This is a genomic window from Bradyrhizobium sp. 521_C7_N1_3, assembly GCF_052075975.1.
GTDB classification, from domain to species: Bacteria; Pseudomonadota; Alphaproteobacteria; order Rhizobiales; family Xanthobacteraceae; genus Bradyrhizobium; species Bradyrhizobium japonicum.
Window position 1 is genome coordinate 3,249,084 of the sequence record NZ_CP197232.1, and the last position, 16,069, is coordinate 3,265,152.

Here is a 16,069-nt window from a genome sequence, read left to right on the forward strand (position 1 = left end):
GGGCGGAACCTACCGCTCGGTCGTTCGCGAAGTGATCCAACTCCCATCAACATTGAGAGACGATATGAGCAACGCGGTATCAATCGCGAGGCAACGGGCGTGCGTGCCTGGTTCGCCCGTGAACTCCATCACCCTTTATAACGACACCGAGCGCGGTGCCGGTCTGACAATCGAAATCTCGATCTTGATCGATCGCGATGACGTTGAGAAAGATCTCCTTGCCGTTGCCGTCGGCGTTGTCGTCACGCGATCGGGAGTGCGGTCATGCTGAACGCAAATCTGATTGCTCAAGAGCGAAGCCGCCAAGAAACGATAGCCACTCTTCAAAGGTTACGGCGTGAGGCTCGTGACGAGATTACCCGGCTGATCCTGTTTCTTGACCAGTCAGATCCCTACGTCACCACTGAGCTCGAGGAAGCGTGCGAGGACGAAGGAGGCCAGTGCGAGGGGGGCGGCGGGGAGGAAGGCTGCGAGGACGAGGGGGCCGATACAAGCGACGCCGAACCGTCGCTTGGCGCGATCGAGCGTCACCCGAGCTGCTACGAACCGGATGGCCGCAACTGGTCGGGCGATCAGACCGTGTGGGCGGGCGGCGGCACCGAAGACCTGGAGGACGAGCACGACGGGCGAGAGCCCGGCGAAGACGAGGAGCCGTCGCTCGGGGCTTTCGAGGGACACCACGACCAGGATGTCGCTTGGACCACCAACGCTTTGCAGGCCTTCCTCGACAAAGAGCAGGATCCCTCGGAGAGCGGCATTGTCGACCACGACGGCCTGCTTGAACAGGTCGGTACGCAGGATTGGCGGCACGGGGCGATGGCATGAGGCCGGAAAACTGGCATCGCCGCCATGCGGTTCAGGTAGTGGCCTGCCTTCCGGAAGAGACAGAGGATGCCTTGACCGTCTTGCGGTTGGCAACTCAGCTAGTGACGGGCTTTCTGGCCGAACCAGATGAAGCCCCAAGAACCGCGCCCGTATTTAGCATCGTTAAATCACCCACGTCGGTTGATGCTTAACGCGCGGCGCCGGCCGCCGGTGAGTTGGCTAAGCAGCCCTACGACTCACTCGGCGCCTACTCTCTCAATGTGAAATCCCGATGGCTCTTGCTGTCGCTGCCTCGCCGCGATTCAGGATTCGGCTTCGCGACGCGCATTCCGCGCTTCCTGTCAAAAAAATGGAGACAGTCATGATGCAGCAGTGTCGTCGATGCGAGCAGAACCTGCCGCTGTCGAGCTTCGGTTATGGAGGCCGTTCTCGTCCTCGCAGGTTCTGTCACGGCTGCTTTTCCGCAATAGTGAATGGTGAAGTGTTCACCATGAACCCGACCGAAGCTGACACGTTTATGGCGAGGCTAGAAACCGGGCATTCGCTTCGGATGCTCACAGGCGGCGCCGGCGAACCGCCGATTTGCTCGGCGGATGCGTTCCGCAAGCACTGCGAGTTGAATCCGGAATGGGGCGCGAAAGCACTTGCGCTTGTGGAGGCAAACAGCAAGTCCCGAATCCTGGATGGGATCGTCAAACGCGCGACAGATCGCACGGCTTGTAATCAAGGGCATCCGCTGTCGCCCGAGATTATCGCGCGTATGCAGGCGGAGCGCAGGTACGACCATCGATGGTGCGAAGCTTGCGCTCGGAGGTGGCAGGGGGTCGGCCGCTATTTTGCTGAGGAAGCAGACGTCATTGAGCCGCCTGCGAATGTTGAGCGGTTGACCTTGTCAGGCGGGTCGCGATTCCTCTCCGCCGACGACATTGCGCTGATCGAATCTTGGCTCATCAAGGGAGCTTCGCTGAGAAAGCTCCTCGGTGCATGGGATGCGATCCGCTTCAGGCTTGCCCTAAAGAACAATCCGGATTTGGAGCCGAGGCTCAGGCCCATCATTGAACGCAATGCCAAGGTTGCCGTAGTCGTCGGGTCTCGAAAGCGACGGATCAGCCATTGCAAATACGGTCATGAGCTCACCATCGAGAATACCGGTATCAAGCCATCGAACGGTTCTCGATTTTGCCTCACGTGCAATCGCACATTCGCAGGCGCGCCTGTCACGCCTCAAATGCTTGACAACGTGGAGCGTGGGTTGCTGACAGGCATGAGCGTCGGCGATCTGACGACGCCAAGAGACGGCAAAAGGCCAACGATTACGTACGCACAATGGAGGACGGTGCGTCGGACTCGACCTGACATCAACGAACGCTTCATGCGTGCCTTGCGGAATCCGGCGACGATCCGAAGCTTCATGAGCGGCAATACTATTGCTCGCGTGCCAGGTCTCACGCTCGCCGCCCCGGTCGACTTTGTCCGCAGCGACGTCCCGCTTTACGTCCCGGAAGAGGGTGATTACGAATGGCTCTACAGCCTAACACCGCGATACCTTCAACGAAGCGCTCGCGAGGAAATCGTCGGGGACCTGTACCTTGAGCTGGTAGAGCGCCGTGTCGATCGTGCTGGCGTACCGGCTTGTGCAAATCGCATGATTGCCGCTTACAACAAGGACAATCCCATGAAGACGTACGGCGATATTCGCACGCCGTTGCCTCTCGACGCCCCAGCCTATCTCGACGGGACCATGTCGCGCGTCGAGATGGTTTCGGAACCCATTTGGTCGTGAACTGAACCGCAAAGGTGAAGGCTCGCCGGTTCGCGCTGGCGGGCTACTTCGCGATCCGATATTTCCTGGCCGCCTTTCGCCTTGGCGGGTATCCGGCGTACGCTGCTTTCCGAGGTCTCAAACAGAGGCAGGAAAAAATGTCGGTGACAGAAATCCTAAAGAGCGCGTTCGCGCTAACGCTTTATATTACGGCGACAACGACGACGCTCGCAACCGCCCAAGAAGCGACATTTTCAGAAGGCGAGCGACTTGGCCTTGCGGCGTGTTTGTCCAAATGCCCCGATAACGACAAGGCATGCAACAATCGATGTATCTCGAGTTCTCAAACCAAGGGCCGTGTGTGGGGCGACGATGTGCGCGCTTGCATTAGGGGTTGCCGGGTAGGTACCCAAATGAAAGATCAGATATTTGGTTGTATAACGGGCTGCCGTCTTGATCGGATCGTCCGATAGAAGCGCGGTGGTAGCGGCCGGCGGCGCACCCCCACCGGTTGAAGCGGTAGCTTATCCACAATTCCGGCGCCGCGGGCATTTGCTTCGGCGCCGCCGGGATCCAAAATCAAAATCGCGACTCATCAGGGGAGCAAGCGCATGCGCAGCAGGGCGGAAGCAAATGCCGACGTTGAGGCGCGGATTGCTCAAATCGAGCAGATGACGTTAGACCAGATCGCGACGTTTCAGGGCAGGATGCTGTCCGATATTACCACCGGTAGAATTGCGCCAAGAGAAGCCAGCGCCCTAGATCGCGCTCTCCGAAAACGTTTGAAAGTGATCGAGCAGGGACTGCGCGAGGGCGGCTGAGGCGCGAGGCTTCGGTCCCGCGCTCATACCGCAGTTGAATGGCCCGCCGGTTCACGCTGGCGGGCCTATCACGTCGTACTCGAATGCCACTCCCTCGGGATCGTTCTCCTCGAACCACATTTCCGCTGCTTCGACCGTGGAAAAGACCTTGATGTGGTCGGCATCGCTGACCTGTTTGGCAGTGTTCACGTATACGAAGACGGTCATTGGTCCCTCTTCAGCTTGCGCCGCCCCAATGAGGCTCTTTGCCCTTCGGGTTAAACTCTGGGACGTCGTGTCGGTTCAGTGCCCGCACGACCCCAATGCGAGCGAACATTGTGGGGCCGCCACCTTCCGCCACCAGGATCAAGGCGTCCGTTGCCGCTTGCCATTCCGGCGCGGCGTGCTCTTTCTTCGGCAGTGCGGCGATGTACTCGCCAGCGTCGAGTAGCGTCACTAGTACGCGATCGCCGATCCTGATCGGAGCCTCGAAAGGCCGGCGCCAGCCTCGTTCCGTCATTCCTTCCGCTTCAGCTCGGGTCCCGCGGTCGCAATGGCACGTTCAACCTCGTCGGCCAGGATCAAGGCGCACTCGGCAGCATCCGTGCGGAGCTTTTCCAACTGAGCCTGCATGTCTTTCATTGCGATCGGTTCCGTTCTCGATCTGGAACTATACCGCTTTGTACAAAAGCGGACAGAACTGATTGCCGGTTTTTCCTATGCTCCTGACCACCTGGCGACCCCATTACCGCCAAGGTAGCCTCCAAACGGCCCCGGCAACTTAGTCTTTTGCTGGGGCCGCTTTTGCGGTGGTGCCGATCAGCCGGACATAGGTCCCGCTCTCGTGCAGCTCGAGCCAGCCCTTCTCAACTGCATGCTTGATGCCGGCGCCGAACTCCGAGCCGGTGGCCTTGAGCGTGTAAAGAAACGGAGCATTGAGCTTTTCGATGTGAATGCGGCCGTCCTGGACAGCTTCAATGGTCTTCGCGAGCTCGACCAGTTTGCGGGCGGCGGCTTCAGGAGCGGCAAAGGCACGTTCGGCGGTGAGGTTCATGCAGATCGATTTACCCGATTCTTCATCCCAAGGCCGAACTGCTTCACCCGCACTTATGGTTCTGGGCGTGGAGCCTGGTCCGATCGCCAGTCATCTCTTCGACGTAGTCGTCAATGGCTTGCATAAGCTTCTCGCGATCCGCGCTGCGGTCCTTTCTGCCGAAGATGAGGTAGTGGCGAAGCCGGCTGAGCTCGACCAGATCGGCCGCTATCGCCTCGGCCCGCACTTCCTCCGCGCGCTGACGCATGCGCTCTTGGTGCCAAGCTCTCGCCGCCGCTCTGTTCTCTGCCTTGGTCATGACGCCATCGAACCGCGGCGCAGGCGAGAGTCAAATTATCAATCCCTTGAGGCGCGGAGCGAGCCCTAGGCCCTGCCGGTAGGGGATGTGGACAAATCCGCGCGGACGAGGCGAACAACCAGAAGGAGATGGGAGCACTTTGCAAGTCCGACAAATTGTTGCTTAATCGCTGTCGAACGGGGGAGGAATCAAATGAGGGGGTGGGGTCTTTTGCTTTGCGGTATTTTTGCGTGCCAACTCGCAGGATGCATGTCCGATAGCAGCGGCAACAATCCTCTTATCCAAGCAACGGTCTTCAAACAGGCGTCAGTCGTCTATCACACAGGCGACAATATCGAGATCACCTACTACGCTGGCGGCATCAACCATGCGATCAACGAACAGAACGCCATTGAGTTGCTGAAGAAGGAATGCGGCGGCGCTTTCAAAATTACGAATCGGTCGAACTCCCCGGGGGGCGACCAGTACATCGATGCGGTGTGCGTGCATTGAGTTCAAGAATAATTTCGATATCCCGAAATTTCGCTTGTGCCGTCGGGCAAAACAGTGGTTCATAGGGTGCTGGCTCTAACCGAGAGAGGACCAGCACAATGGCTGATGAAGCCGAAACGTCTTCCGAACTGTCGAAGATTGCCAAGCTCAATGGCGACTTCCGGAGAAACTACGGTCCCTTGCTTGGGGCGTTTCTATATCTAAGATCGATCAGCGCCGTGCGAAGCCGCTCATGGCTGTGGGCGGGCCTCGCGTCGGTCGTTTGTTCCAGCGTCTTAGGCTGGATTGCGAAGTATGGCTTTCCCTGGCTCCCCTAGGCTTGAACGATGCAGGTATTAGGGAGCAAGATCGAGCGGCGGTTCATGATCTCCTTCGCGGAGGCACGCCATGTCCCATGCATTGATCGTCCGACCCCGGACCGATTTGTTGTCGCCAACGACCGAAGGGCGCGCCGCTCAATACGTCCGGATGTCGACGGACCATCAGCGCTATTCGACCGAGAACCAGGCCGCCGCCATCGCCGTCTATGCGGCGCAGCATGATCTCATGATCGTTCGTACTTACAAAGACGAGGGGCGGAGCGGCCTCAGTATTGATCGCCGCGCGGGCTTGATCGAATTGATCGACGATGTCCGGAGCGGTCGCGCGGACTTCGATCATGTCCTTGTCTATGACGTGAGCCGATGGGGGAGATTCCAGGACGTCGATGAAAGCGCCTATTACGAATTCACCTGCCGTCAGGTTGGGATAAAGGTTTGCTACTGCGCTGAAGAGTTCGACAACGACGGAGGCGTCATTGCGAGCATCGTGAAGAACATCAAGCGGGTGATGGCTGCCGAATACTCGAGAGAGCTCTCAATGAAGGTGCACGCGGGAGCTTGCCGCGTTGCCAGCCTTGGTTTCAGACAGGGTGGGGTCCCGGGTTATGGCCTCCAGCGCGAGCTAGTCGACGAAAATAGGTGTTCGAAGGGTGTCTTGCTGAAAGGCCAGCGCAAACATTTGCAGACAGATCGAGTGCTGATCCAGCCCGGGCCGGAGAGCGAGCAGCGCGTTGTTGCGCAGGTTTTCAGGGAGTACGTTGTTCATCGCCGATCCAGAGCATCTATCGCTCGCCGGCTAAACAACGAGCATGTGCCAAACAATCGAGGAACGCCGTGGTCAGAACGGATGATCCACAACATCCTGACCAATGAAGCTTACATTGGCAATTGCATCTATAATCGCACGTCGTGGCGGTTGAGGCAGGTGAGGAGGAAGAATCCGCCCGAACTATGGGTTCGGGCTACAGGTATATTCGAGCCCATCGTTGACAAGAGCATCTTCCTTAAGGCTCAGGAGCTATCGAAGGACCAAAACCAATACGGCAGGTTGTCGAATGAACAGATGCTGAGGCAGTTGCGAAAGACGCTCGCGATGAAGGGAAAGCTAAGTGCTTCGATCATAACTGCTACAGATGCCATGCCGAGCGCCGCGCTATATGCATTTCGATTCGGCAGTCTACGAGAAGCTTTTCGCCGTGTCGGATATATTAATTATGAGCAGGATTTCGATTACATCGACTCGCGACAATGGTCTGACGCTGAACTGTCGAAGCAGGCGTCAGTTCTTGTTGCTCGCATCAGAGCGCAGGGAGTTGCCGCGGTCTTTGATGCTGATAGTGAAGTGATGACGGTTGCTGGCAGGTTAGCTATCTCGCTGCGGATGGCGCGCTACCAAGGCGCGCGGCATGTTCCGACTTGGTTGATTCATCGGCGGAGGATAGAGCCAGCCGGACTTATTCTTGCGCTGCGATTGGACAAGGAGACAAACCGGAAGGTTGTTGACTACTTCCTCTTGCCCCTGAACGAGGCCAAACAGGTAATCGGTCTCACGGCGACGTCCCGATCTCGGTTTGCGGCCTATCGCTGCCCCACGATGGATGACGTCTTGCGGGTCATCATGACCAAAGTCGCGGATCTACTGACATGAAAACGCTGCCTGCGGAGCTCGTCGCAAGTCGTCGATCCGACCTTCCGACCCAGCAAGGGCGATTTCTTCAACATTGACCTGTTCTGCACTTTCCTCGCACAGAACCTGTCAAGGATAGAAGGTCGCGTCTCCAAGCCAGGCACGAGAGAGGGGCGTGTTAGTATCAGTCCGCTGGCTGTGCTTCTGGCGTCATTAATGCAGCGCCGCGGACGCGCGCTTCCGCAGAGCTAATCCGTCGATATAAAGAAAGCGGAATCGTAGATCCGATTGCGGTCTCCGGAAAGAAAAGGAAGTCGCGGTGCCCGCCTAGCCCGAATTTGGGATGCGGAACCTGCCAACCGGCCCTATACGGCAGGTACTGATTGCCCAAGTACATCGTGCCAAGGTACCCGAGTTGTTCAAAGAACGAGAAGAGATTGAGAGCATTCGCAGCTAGGCTCTCAAATTGGATCACAGGACGAGATGTCTCGATCAAGCGTCGAGCGCCATTGAAGACGCCAAGTTCGTGCCCCTCAACATCGCACTTGATGAACTTGACGTTTCGGAGGGCGAGGTCATCGAGGGGCGCAAGCGGCACTGATATCATTTCATCGCCTGTCTTCCCTCGCTCCAAGCATAGTGACGCGCTTCCATCCCCGACGCGCTGCCTAGTTAGTTGAGCAGCGCCACGACAATCAGATAATGCGCTTCCAATCGTCTCGACGTTGTTCAGCCCAAAGGACTTCTTACGGCTCTCAATGTAGTTGATCATCTCCGGTTGGGGTTCGAAGGCGAGCACCTTGCCCGATTGGCCAACCGCACGGGCTAGCCAAAAGCAATAGATCCCTTTGTTTGCGCCGATATCGACAACTGTCGCCCCCTGCAGATTAAGGAGCATCAGCGTCTTCAGCGGAAGCTTCTCTGTGCGGTAGCGGTAACGCAGACACCGGACAAGAAAATGTGCGTCTTCAATATTCATCAAGTACAACCCCCGAGGTTACGGTACTCCTCAGGGTTGTTCGCCTCAATAGATCATCTTAGTTGCGACGCAGCAATTTGCTTCGCGCGCTCCTAGCCTAGGTCCTGATCGAAAAGCGGTCGAATGCCGTCAAGATCTGCAAGCGCGGCTCTACGTCCCTAAGGTAAATCTCAGTCTTGAGAAAAGTGACTTCGTCGTCCAGCTTGCTTTCATCGATGTCGATGAACCAGGACCGAGGCCTGCCGTCGCTTCCATCGCACCATCGGTAGCCGCGTCGTTTCAGGGCGTCTTTGAGATCGAAGGGCGATTGCTCCGCCCACACGCGCATCGTCTTCTTTCGCGCTTGCTCCAGCAGAACAGAAAGCGCCGATGTGCCAGTCGTGGGCAGTTGGAACGCGAGCAATTCGAGCAGTGCGTGGCAATCGTCGACCGCCCTATGGGCCTGGTGAAAGAAGCCGGCACCGTTCAAGAGATAGCCCAGGCGAGAGCCTTCAAAGCCGTGCTTTCGCCACTCGACCTCCGTTGCAGAGCATCCCCAAGCCTTGCGTTGGAAAACTGGCCAGTAACGTTCCGCGAATTTGCGGTCGAACCCAGCGTTGTGCGCGATGACGATCACGGCGTCATCCACGAACCGCGAGACAGCTTCCTCGTCAATTTGGTGGCCGGCGACCATCTCGTCGGTGATGCCGGTGAGGGCGGTCACTTCCGGGGGAATCGGGGTGGATGGCTCGTTGAACGAAGTGAAGGTGTCTCTGAGGCCGGCAATACGACCATCCGGTAAGTAGTCGAATTTGACCATACCTAGCTCAATGACCTCGTCCTTCCGCTGGTCAAGGCCGGTCGTCTCGACATCGAGAAGGATGCCGGTCTTAGTCGTTTTCTGGTCAGATGGAACAGAAAGCTCGCGGCGCACCAGGCGTCGAAGGACGCGATAATCGGCGGATTTGGCCAATATCTCGGCCATGGCGGCCAAGGTTAGGTCGTTCTCAGGCATGGGACACTAGAATCCTTTGGCCGTCAGTCTTAGGCGTGATACAAAACGACCAGCGATACCGCGATAGCTCGTAAGCCATCAACGTGTGGCCTGTAGACGCTTTCCTGATTGCCCATGCCCCAGCGCACGCGGGCGCCTCCAGAAACATTGAGCAATAAGGCGTGACGCGCTCAAGTGCAACCTTCGGGCGAGCAATTCGGCGGTGCGAGGTGGCGGCTTGCTATCTGGTAGCCGGTGAGGAGCCAGGCCGGGGCCGCGTCCGCAAACGACCTGCTCAGGACTGCTCCGCTTCGAAGAGCGAGAGGCTCTCGGATCAAAGTGAAAGGCCGGGCATTTCACCCGGCCCCCCGCTTCAGCTCTAGTTGAGAGTCAACTTACGCCAGGGTAGCCGCGAGGGATGCACCCCGCTCAGCCAAGCCACGATATCCTTGCGGCCGTAGGTTTTGTGGTGACGCCCACCCATAAGCACAATCGGGCGCCCTAACTCGGACGCCCACAGGCTTACCAGACTTTCACGCTCATTGGGATTGTTGAGGACATGATCCTGAACTACGACCACGCCAAACTCAATTCCCTGTTCGCGCACAAGTGCCACTTCCCAAGTAGACATGCTGCCCTCCTAGCGACCGGTGCGGTGCTTAGTCGGGTCGACCAAGACGTATCCCATGCCGGAGGAGGGCGTGGGGGGTAGAGGTTCGCCGCGGGTAACCGTGCGCTCCTCGCCAGTGCGACCGCCGCGCGGCCCGACTTGCTCGTACTGCCCCGAACGGGGCGCTTCCTCACCGGGTTTGAAAATTTTAGTCATACGGCTCTCCTATCCGAGAGCCGGGATTGACCGCGGGCAACGATCTGACGAATATCAGATCGCCTTACTAGGCCTGTCCCATGGCGGCTCTCGACCACATGGGGCGGTTTTTGAAGCCGTCAGGTCTGATCACCTGGCGGCTTCGTCGTTCGGGCGCCACATCTCGTTAAGAGCTCGCCCGCTGACCTATAAATATTATAGGTTCGAGAAGGTTTCAAGGCTGCCAAACGGCAAAATGTTTGGAGGCGGCCGTTAGCCGGCCGTGGACGGAAAAAAAGGGCCCGAAAACGGGCCCTTAAACACTTCCACAGTTAAATTCGTAACCACGTAAACCTGGTCTACGCTTGCATCTGCTCAAGTTGCGGCACGTGTAATGGCTTCCAGCTGCTGTTGTTTTTCTTGAAGCAGGTAGGCCCGTTTTCCAGTCGATCGAGATCCGCGAGGCGCTCAAGCATCTTTCTGATGTGAACGTCACCGCCGACGAACTCTGAATAGAGAGCGCGGAGGAGTCTATCAGCTGTGCCAGGAATCAGCTTGCCCCTGTTCTTTTCCCATAGCCGAAGGGTTTGCTCGGTCGCGCCGATGATGCCGGCGAGATCTCGTTGGGTGAGCTCCATCTCCGTACGCAGGAATCGCAGCTCGGCCCCATTGAGAGGGATCGGGCGCGCGATCAGATGTTTACCGATGGCCTTGTGCAGACCGGCGGTATTCTGAATCGATACGCCTTCGCCGTACGGCGTCTTATGGACCGTAAAGCCGTCCGCGAGATAGATATTGTCGAGGCCGCTTTCCGTGTAGTGATGTTTCATCTTTGACATGGACTGCTCCTCCTCAGAAGGTGGTGACGACGATCAATCGCGCCGGCCAGTCAATCGCGACCACGCAGGTGATTTGCTCACCGGCCGTAAACCGCGACAGATTGACTTGCCAGTTGCCTTGCGCGTTGACGAAGGGACCTTCTGTGATAGTTCCTTTCTGAATGCACCGCTCAATCTGAGGGCGCGTAATATTTCGCTGAACACGGCGCTTTTGAGCGTGCTTGATGACGACAATGTTATTACTGTCGCCAGCGAGCATACGGATAAGCTTAAGCGCGTCGGCGTCGTTGAGACGATCCGGTTGTTTCGCTGGCGGGAATGGCCGCCGGATCGATACAACTTCGGCCGAACGACGGGCCCGATGCTCCGGCTCTGCCTTCGTCGGTCGCTTTGGCTTCTCATCCGGTTCATGCATATACGTATAAATATTATAGGTTACTGCGCTGTCAACACATCCTTTGGGGGATCGTTCCTGGAAACGATAAATTCGCGACAATGTGACAGCTTTAGGAACGTGCAGTACGGCCGGTAAACGCAAAACAGCGTATTTTAGGGGCTGCATGCCTCCCCTCTGGGTCCTCCTTCGGCTTCCAGCCTGCCCCGCGCCGCCGCCGCGCACGACGCTATAAAAGCCCGTGTCCCGCATGATCCTTGAAAAGTTCCGCTTCCTGAATGTAGCCGCTCAACGTCTCCACGGACTTGTGGCGGCTCACGTCCTTCATCCGAAAAATGGACTTGCCGGCGGCCGCGGCGGAAGTCAGGAAACCACGGCGCAGCGAGTGCCCCGAGAAAAGACTTTCGTCGAGCCCGGCACGGCCTGCATAGGCCTTCACGATGTTTGCGACCGATCGATCGGTCAAACGTTCGGCGCTGACAGCGCCCGCCTTATTTATCGGACGAAACACCGGGCCAGCCTCGATGCCGGCAGCGTCGAGCCATTCGCGTACCGCCACGACCGGGCACGTCTCGGAGGACGACCCCCGGGCCACGGCGATAGTCGCTCCCTCGGCTTCCTGGTCCGTCTTGGACTTGGCAATGAGCACCAGCAACCCCTCCGGCGTCTCCTCGATATGCTCAACGTTGAGCGCGACGAGCTCGGAGCGGCGGAACGCGCCGCCGAACCCAAGCAGCAGCAAAGCCCGGTCCCGCTTGCCGGTTATCGCGGCGGGGCACGTGGCTACCATGGCCTTTATCCGAGTGGTGACTGCCGGCGCCTTCTTGACCTTGGCTGCTCCAATGGCGCGGCGGATGCCGCGGAGCGTGGCCTTGACGGCTTCTGAGTCGGTCGGGGTGGGGAGGGACGCCAGCTTGTGCGCGTAGCGGATGGCTGCGAGGCGCCGGCCGAGCGTGGAAGCCTTGGCTCCTTCTTCCACACCGCGCACCAGATAGGCCGCCACCGTCTCCGGCGAGGCCGGGAGCGCGCGGGCTTGCTTCTCGTCGCACCAGGCGCGGAATAGTCGGAAGTCGGTCCCGTAGGCCTTGCGCGTAGCCGGCGCCTTTTCGGCCTTGGCGTATTCGACGGCGGCAGCCAGCTCGGGGGCGAGGGGGGGCGGGGACATTGGCGGCGGCGGCAAGCGCTGGAAGCGTAGTCATTGCTTGGGTTCCGTTACTTCCGAGAAGAAACATTATCGGAAGTAAACACCATTGCATGATATCGTGCAATCACAAAATGATCCTAATCAGATCGCGGGCTGTCGGTGTTGTAGGTTTGCCTCGATTCGCTGCGCCAGACTGGGTTGGCTACATAATCAACGGGAAGGGTCTCATGGGACGCAAGCCAAAGACGACGGGGCCACGTGCTCGCGATCCCGGAGCATTCAAATCGGTCCTGGTTCGCATAAATGCCGAAGGTTGGAAGGCATTAAAGGTTCTGGCGGTTGAGCAGGAGAGGACCCTAAATGCCCTGGCGGTCGAAGCCTTCAATGATCTGCTCAAGAAAAGCGGTAAGCGACCGAACGTCGAAAACCCACTTCTCGAATGAGCGCTCTCAGTTGCACTTTTCAGCGTATTTCTCGATCGCCCTGGCACGGGAGAGCATGTAGTCGTCTACGTAGACGCGCCCCGAAGCGCCATTCCTTTGATATAGGACGTCTTTGAAGCCGTAGCCGCTCATATCCCCAAGAATGATGTCTCCTGCTGAGGGGGAGTATCCGCCGTACCACTCAAGAAGATAGAATCCTGTCGGGCCATCAGCCACGAAGTAGTCTCGGCAACCCGACTGGGCGGCGACAACGATGATCTGGTTCGGGGTCCTCATCGGCGCGGGGGCAGGCCCTGAGCGCCGGCTCGGAGGCCCTGAGAAGAGCTCAACAACGCTCAGGACCTTTTTTCCAATCACCAACTTCCCTTGGCCGGCGCACACCATCACACGAGGATAGTACTCGTATAGGTATTCGTACTCGTATTGCACCTTCCAGATGGAGCCATCGTCCAGCCGAAAAACCTCATCGTTGTTTCCCATGAAAGGCACGGGATGCTGGATCGTTGCCTCCCGGCAGCTTTGAGCGAACGCGCTTCCCCAGCAAGCTGGCATCAAGAATAAGAGCACGAGGAATAGTCTGAGGATCGATGCAGCCATACCGAAATCCCCTCAAGTCGGTCGCTGAACTCGTGATCCGACGAACTGAATGATCTCGGCTGCCGAGTACAGACCCGGCGCAGGCGGTGTCGTGGGCGGCAGCTTCAGGACCCGGACATACACGTCCTGACCCGGCTTGATCACGGTATCGACGCTGCCCGGCGAAGTGGTAGTGAAGGCCTGATTCCCGACGAGGGTCGTTGTGCTGGTACCTGGCGTGACAAATGTCGAGGCTCGACTGGCGTCGGCTGCGCTGACGATTTGGAAATGTGATCCGCCGGCGGATTGTGTGGTCTCAGCCGCCTTTAACAGAATATAGTCTTGGACGGTCGCCGCGCCTGTATAGGCGTTTCCTCGAGACTGGATTCGCCACGTATCCGCGGTGATCTGCTGAGCGGCGACGCCGCCGGTAAAGCCCATCTCTTGGTATTTGGTGGAACAGCCGCCCAAAACGGCCAACATCACCAAGCATCGTAAAATACGCATCGCCCCCCCTGTCCCTGACGGTAATCAACCGCAACCAGCAGGCGAGATCAATAGGCTCTACTAAGCAATTAGATGGGGTGCGAGGCCGGGACTCAGGCCGCGGTATCACGGGAAAGGCCGCTCGGCGAGATGATCACCCTCGCAATGAAGATGTCGCTTTCGATTGCGCGGCCTGACGTAACGAGGCTCTCGATCATGGCTAGGCACTCGCTTTCGCTATCGCCGATCACCCGATGCACATCGGATGTGCGGACCGGCCCTCGGGCCTGCTCCAGCTTGTTCAACCTGTTCTCGATCATACTGGGCATGTGGCGCGCTCCAATTTCGCAATGCGGGCTTCCAAGTCTGCGGTTTCGATGGTCTTCGAGAAGCTCTGCACCAGGGCGGAAATAGCCTGTGCCTCACCGGGCGTTAGATCACCATCGGCAACAGCCGTCACGATTGCGGCCATGGCCTTGACTGCATCGGCGGCGGTTTCGATCTTTGGCAACTCGAAAGGCACCGTAGCCTCACGGCGAGGCGGGCAAAGCCGATCCAGGCAGATGCGGAGAGCCTGAATATCTCCCCCTGTAGCCAATTCGATCGCCTTTCTCGTCAAGGTCTCCGCCTCACCGTCAAGAAGCGCCTCGACCGCGAGCGTGGTCTGGTTTCGCGAACCTCTCGGGCGACCTCTCGGATTGCCGGACTGGCCCGGCTGGAACCGGGTATCCTGCTTCGGGCCTGTATTTTCAGAGCTGTCAGTCATGTACCGCTAGATGATCCTGATCAGCTTGTTCGCGATGATCGTGGGCTGCGTGTTGTTGTGAGCGTTGCCGCTACCAGCCGAGGCGTTGTTGATGGTGATGCCGGTGACGGCTGCAACTGTACTTTGATTAGATCCCGAGTTGCCATTATCGCCCTGCGCGAAGACAATGTTGCTAGTGACGACACCACCGCCCGCGGCCTTTTCTTGGTGAGAGTGGCCGGGATCAGTCAGGGTGTTGGCGTGGCTATGCGACGCAAGTTGAGCCGTCGTAAGCGTGTGGTCCTGCGTGCCCCCCACACCCCCGAGCACTGCGCCATTCGGAACGCCGGTAACCGATGCCGTCAATCGATTAGCCGCGGAGCCGCCCATATCGTCTTTGCCGGCAACGACGCGCCCACGAATATCCGGGATGTTGAACGTCGTCGTGCCGTCGCCTGTCCCATAGGTCGTCCCAAACAAGGCGAAGCAGGTCGCATACTGCGTTCGCGAGATGGCCTGGCCAAACGGAAAGACGAAGTTGCTCGAAGGGGCGGTCGTTCCGAAATAGTCAATCATACCGCCGATCGGCACCGTGAACGGAAGTTGGTAGAAGTCCTTCAGCCGCCAGTTATTTCCAGAATTGAAGTAGACCGCAGAATAAACGCCTCCGGCAATCAAGGTGCCGGGCGGCACGGGCGTGGCGCCGGAAGATGTGTCGACGATGATCGTGTCCGCGCCAAGCCCGTCCACGTTCAGCGTTGCAGCTGGCCCGTTTGTCGCGTGGACGGTGAACGCAATCTCCGCGCCGTCCATCAAGGCCTTGGACGTGAATCCTTGGTGCGAGGTCAGGGCGTAGGCCGTGGAAGTGCCGCTCGTGACGATGCCGCCGGCGGTATCGCTCCCCCATCGGCGAAGCACGGCCATCACCATGCGACCGGAATCGTTCAAGCCTGATGGCGACATGCCTTCTGCAAAATTGATCGCGCTATCAGCGCTACCGTTGTTCGCTGCCGTTTCGGACCAAGTATAAAAGCCGCTGGGCATCAGGCATGCTCCAGCGATTTCGCGACCACGGGATAGGTACAAACCACTCGACCGGCCTCGATTGCGTAGACCGGAGCGAGCCGCCAATGGCGCGCCACGTCAAACGGCTCGCTATCGACGTGCACGACCGGAATCCAGTTTCGGCCATCCTCTGGCTTCGCGTCGTGGTAGGAGATGCCCGCAATGTCGTCGCCGACGATGAGTGCATAGCGCTGCTTGCCGTCGGTCAGGCGGTCGTAAAGTGCGCCGGCATCGGCAGCGGCGCCCGGTATCGTAATTCCATCTGCCTCCAGCTGCCGGACAACCGACTGACGGACGTAGTCGGACTTCGATTGGCATTTCTGCTTGGCGGCCTGGTCGATGGCTGCCGACATGTGGGTCGGCACCCGAAACTGCACCAGCTGCTCAAATTTGACGGAAGCGTCCATGTTTCCTCTCACATGCGATTTGCATGGGAGGAGCT

At 58.4% G+C, this 16,069-nt stretch carries 26 protein-coding genes; 8 read left to right on the plus strand and 18 right to left on the minus strand.

Annotation, left to right across the window (positions count from 1 at the left end; all coding sequences use genetic code 11):
• The first annotated feature begins 64 nt into the window (after positions 1 to 64).
• The 4 genes from AB7008_RS15115 (at position 65) to AB7008_RS15130 (ending at position 3,408) form a co-directional block, all read left to right on the plus strand.
• Complete coding sequence (locus tag AB7008_RS15115; protein ID WP_441258976.1) at positions 65 to 271, plus strand: hypothetical protein; 207 nt, start codon at positions 65 to 67, stop codon at positions 269 to 271.
• Positions 265 to 825, plus strand: coding sequence for a hypothetical protein (locus tag AB7008_RS15120; RefSeq protein ID WP_441258977.1), 561 nt, complete (start codon positions 265 to 267; stop codon positions 823 to 825). Before AB7008_RS15115 ends, AB7008_RS15120 begins: the two co-directional genes overlap by 7 nt.
• A gap of 271 nt (positions 826 to 1,096) precedes the next feature.
• Positions 1,097 to 2,608 (plus strand): hypothetical protein, encoded by a 1,512-nt coding sequence (locus AB7008_RS15125; RefSeq protein WP_441258978.1) that lies wholly within the window; start codon positions 1,097 to 1,099, stop codon positions 2,606 to 2,608.
• A gap of 590 nt (positions 2,609 to 3,198) precedes the next feature.
• A complete protein-coding gene (locus AB7008_RS15130) occupies positions 3,199 to 3,408 on the plus strand; it encodes a hypothetical protein (RefSeq protein ID WP_441258979.1) in 210 nt (69 codons plus the stop codon).
• Positions 3,409 to 3,459: 51 nt separating this feature from the next.
• Here the strand turns inward: AB7008_RS15130 and AB7008_RS15135 are convergent, their stop codons facing one another.
• The 5 genes from AB7008_RS15135 to AB7008_RS15155 form a co-directional block, all read right to left on the minus strand.
• A complete protein-coding gene (locus tag AB7008_RS15135; protein WP_441258980.1) occupies positions 3,460 to 3,615 on the minus strand; it encodes a hypothetical protein in 156 nt (51 codons plus the stop codon).
• Positions 3,616 to 3,625: 10 nt separating this feature from the next.
• Entirely contained in the window at positions 3,626 to 3,907 is a 282-nt protein-coding gene (locus tag AB7008_RS15140; RefSeq protein ID WP_441258981.1) for a hypothetical protein, read from the minus strand.
• Positions 3,904 to 4,029: a hypothetical protein gene (locus AB7008_RS15145; protein WP_441258982.1), complete on the minus strand. Its 126-nt coding sequence runs from the start codon at positions 4,027 to 4,029 to the stop codon at positions 3,904 to 3,906. Before AB7008_RS15145 ends, AB7008_RS15140 begins: the two co-directional genes overlap by 4 nt.
• A gap of 139 nt (positions 4,030 to 4,168) precedes the next feature.
• Positions 4,169 to 4,441, minus strand: a complete 273-nt coding sequence (locus AB7008_RS15150; RefSeq protein ID WP_441258983.1) for a hypothetical protein — start codon at positions 4,439 to 4,441, stop codon at positions 4,169 to 4,171.
• Between the two features lie 43 nt (positions 4,442 to 4,484).
• Positions 4,485 to 4,739 (minus strand): hypothetical protein, encoded by a 255-nt coding sequence (locus AB7008_RS15155; protein ID WP_441258984.1) that lies wholly within the window; start codon positions 4,737 to 4,739, stop codon positions 4,485 to 4,487.
• Between the two features lie 249 nt (positions 4,740 to 4,988).
• Here AB7008_RS15155 and AB7008_RS15160 point away from each other — a divergent pair, with 249 nt between their 5' ends.
• The 3 genes from AB7008_RS15160 (at position 4,989) to AB7008_RS15170 (ending at position 7,199) form a co-directional block, all read left to right on the plus strand.
• Complete coding sequence (locus AB7008_RS15160; RefSeq protein ID WP_441258985.1) at positions 4,989 to 5,231, plus strand: hypothetical protein; 243 nt, start codon at positions 4,989 to 4,991, stop codon at positions 5,229 to 5,231.
• 98 nt (positions 5,232 to 5,329) lie between these two features.
• On the plus strand, positions 5,330 to 5,548 hold the full coding sequence (locus tag AB7008_RS15165) for a hypothetical protein (protein ID WP_264621283.1): 219 nt from the start codon (positions 5,330 to 5,332) through the stop codon (positions 5,546 to 5,548).
• A 70-nt stretch (positions 5,549 to 5,618) separates the two neighbouring features.
• Positions 5,619 to 7,199, plus strand: coding sequence for a recombinase family protein (locus tag AB7008_RS15170; RefSeq protein ID WP_441258986.1), 1,581 nt, complete (start codon positions 5,619 to 5,621; stop codon positions 7,197 to 7,199).
• Between the two features lie 163 nt (positions 7,200 to 7,362).
• Here the strand turns inward: AB7008_RS15170 and AB7008_RS15175 are convergent, their stop codons facing one another.
• From AB7008_RS15175 to AB7008_RS15205, 7 genes are all read right to left on the minus strand, one after another.
• Positions 7,363 to 8,157 carry an FkbM family methyltransferase gene (locus tag AB7008_RS15175; RefSeq protein WP_441258987.1) on the minus strand — a complete coding sequence of 265 codons (795 nt, stop codon included), beginning with the start codon at positions 8,155 to 8,157 and terminating at the stop codon, positions 7,363 to 7,365.
• A 97-nt stretch (positions 8,158 to 8,254) separates the two neighbouring features.
• Positions 8,255 to 9,151: a 3'-5' exonuclease gene (locus AB7008_RS15180; RefSeq protein ID WP_441258988.1), complete on the minus strand. Its 897-nt coding sequence runs from the start codon at positions 9,149 to 9,151 to the stop codon at positions 8,255 to 8,257.
• A gap of 358 nt (positions 9,152 to 9,509) precedes the next feature.
• Entirely contained in the window at positions 9,510 to 9,761 is a 252-nt protein-coding gene (locus AB7008_RS15185) for a hypothetical protein (RefSeq protein WP_441258989.1), read from the minus strand.
• A gap of 9 nt (positions 9,762 to 9,770) precedes the next feature.
• Complete coding sequence (locus AB7008_RS15190; RefSeq protein ID WP_441258990.1) at positions 9,771 to 9,956, minus strand: YjzC family protein; 186 nt, start codon at positions 9,954 to 9,956, stop codon at positions 9,771 to 9,773.
• Between the two features lie 338 nt (positions 9,957 to 10,294).
• Positions 10,295 to 10,774 (minus strand): helix-turn-helix domain-containing protein, encoded by a 480-nt coding sequence (locus AB7008_RS15195; RefSeq protein WP_441258991.1) that lies wholly within the window; start codon positions 10,772 to 10,774, stop codon positions 10,295 to 10,297.
• A 13-nt stretch (positions 10,775 to 10,787) separates the two neighbouring features.
• Positions 10,788 to 11,336: a DUF4258 domain-containing protein gene (locus AB7008_RS15200; RefSeq protein WP_441258992.1), complete on the minus strand. Its 549-nt coding sequence runs from the start codon at positions 11,334 to 11,336 to the stop codon at positions 10,788 to 10,790.
• A 61-nt stretch (positions 11,337 to 11,397) separates the two neighbouring features.
• Positions 11,398 to 12,333: a site-specific integrase gene (locus AB7008_RS15205; protein WP_441258993.1), complete on the minus strand. Its 936-nt coding sequence runs from the start codon at positions 12,331 to 12,333 to the stop codon at positions 11,398 to 11,400.
• A 206-nt stretch (positions 12,334 to 12,539) separates the two neighbouring features.
• Here AB7008_RS15205 and AB7008_RS15210 point away from each other — a divergent pair, with 206 nt between their 5' ends.
• Positions 12,540 to 12,755 (plus strand): ribbon-helix-helix domain-containing protein, encoded by a 216-nt coding sequence (locus AB7008_RS15210; protein ID WP_441258994.1) that lies wholly within the window; start codon positions 12,540 to 12,542, stop codon positions 12,753 to 12,755.
• 6 nt (positions 12,756 to 12,761) lie between these two features.
• Here AB7008_RS15210 and AB7008_RS15215 read toward each other — a convergent pair whose 3' ends face one another.
• The 6 genes from AB7008_RS15215 to AB7008_RS15240 form a co-directional block, all read right to left on the minus strand.
• On the minus strand, positions 12,762 to 13,352 hold the full coding sequence (locus tag AB7008_RS15215; protein WP_441258995.1) for a hypothetical protein: 591 nt from the start codon (positions 13,350 to 13,352) through the stop codon (positions 12,762 to 12,764).
• A 12-nt stretch (positions 13,353 to 13,364) separates the two neighbouring features.
• Complete coding sequence (locus tag AB7008_RS15220; RefSeq protein ID WP_441258996.1) at positions 13,365 to 13,838, minus strand: CC0125/CC1285 family lipoprotein; 474 nt, start codon at positions 13,836 to 13,838, stop codon at positions 13,365 to 13,367.
• A 92-nt stretch (positions 13,839 to 13,930) separates the two neighbouring features.
• On the minus strand, positions 13,931 to 14,146 hold the full coding sequence (locus tag AB7008_RS15225; RefSeq protein WP_441258997.1) for a hypothetical protein: 216 nt from the start codon (positions 14,144 to 14,146) through the stop codon (positions 13,931 to 13,933).
• Positions 14,134 to 14,583, minus strand: coding sequence for a DUF5681 domain-containing protein (locus tag AB7008_RS15230; protein WP_441258998.1), 450 nt, complete (start codon positions 14,581 to 14,583; stop codon positions 14,134 to 14,136). Before AB7008_RS15230 ends, AB7008_RS15225 begins: the two co-directional genes overlap by 13 nt.
• A 6-nt stretch (positions 14,584 to 14,589) precedes the next feature.
• On the minus strand, positions 14,590 to 15,606 hold the full coding sequence (locus tag AB7008_RS15235) for a tail fiber protein (RefSeq protein ID WP_441258999.1): 1,017 nt from the start codon (positions 15,604 to 15,606) through the stop codon (positions 14,590 to 14,592).
• The gene (locus AB7008_RS15240) at positions 15,606 to 16,034 is read right to left on the minus strand and encodes a hypothetical protein (RefSeq protein WP_441259000.1); all 429 of its coding nucleotides are present in this window, start codon (positions 16,032 to 16,034) and stop codon (positions 15,606 to 15,608) included. The genes AB7008_RS15235 and AB7008_RS15240 overlap by 1 nt, the downstream gene beginning before the upstream one ends.
• Between the last annotated feature and the right edge of the window lie 35 nt (positions 16,035 to 16,069).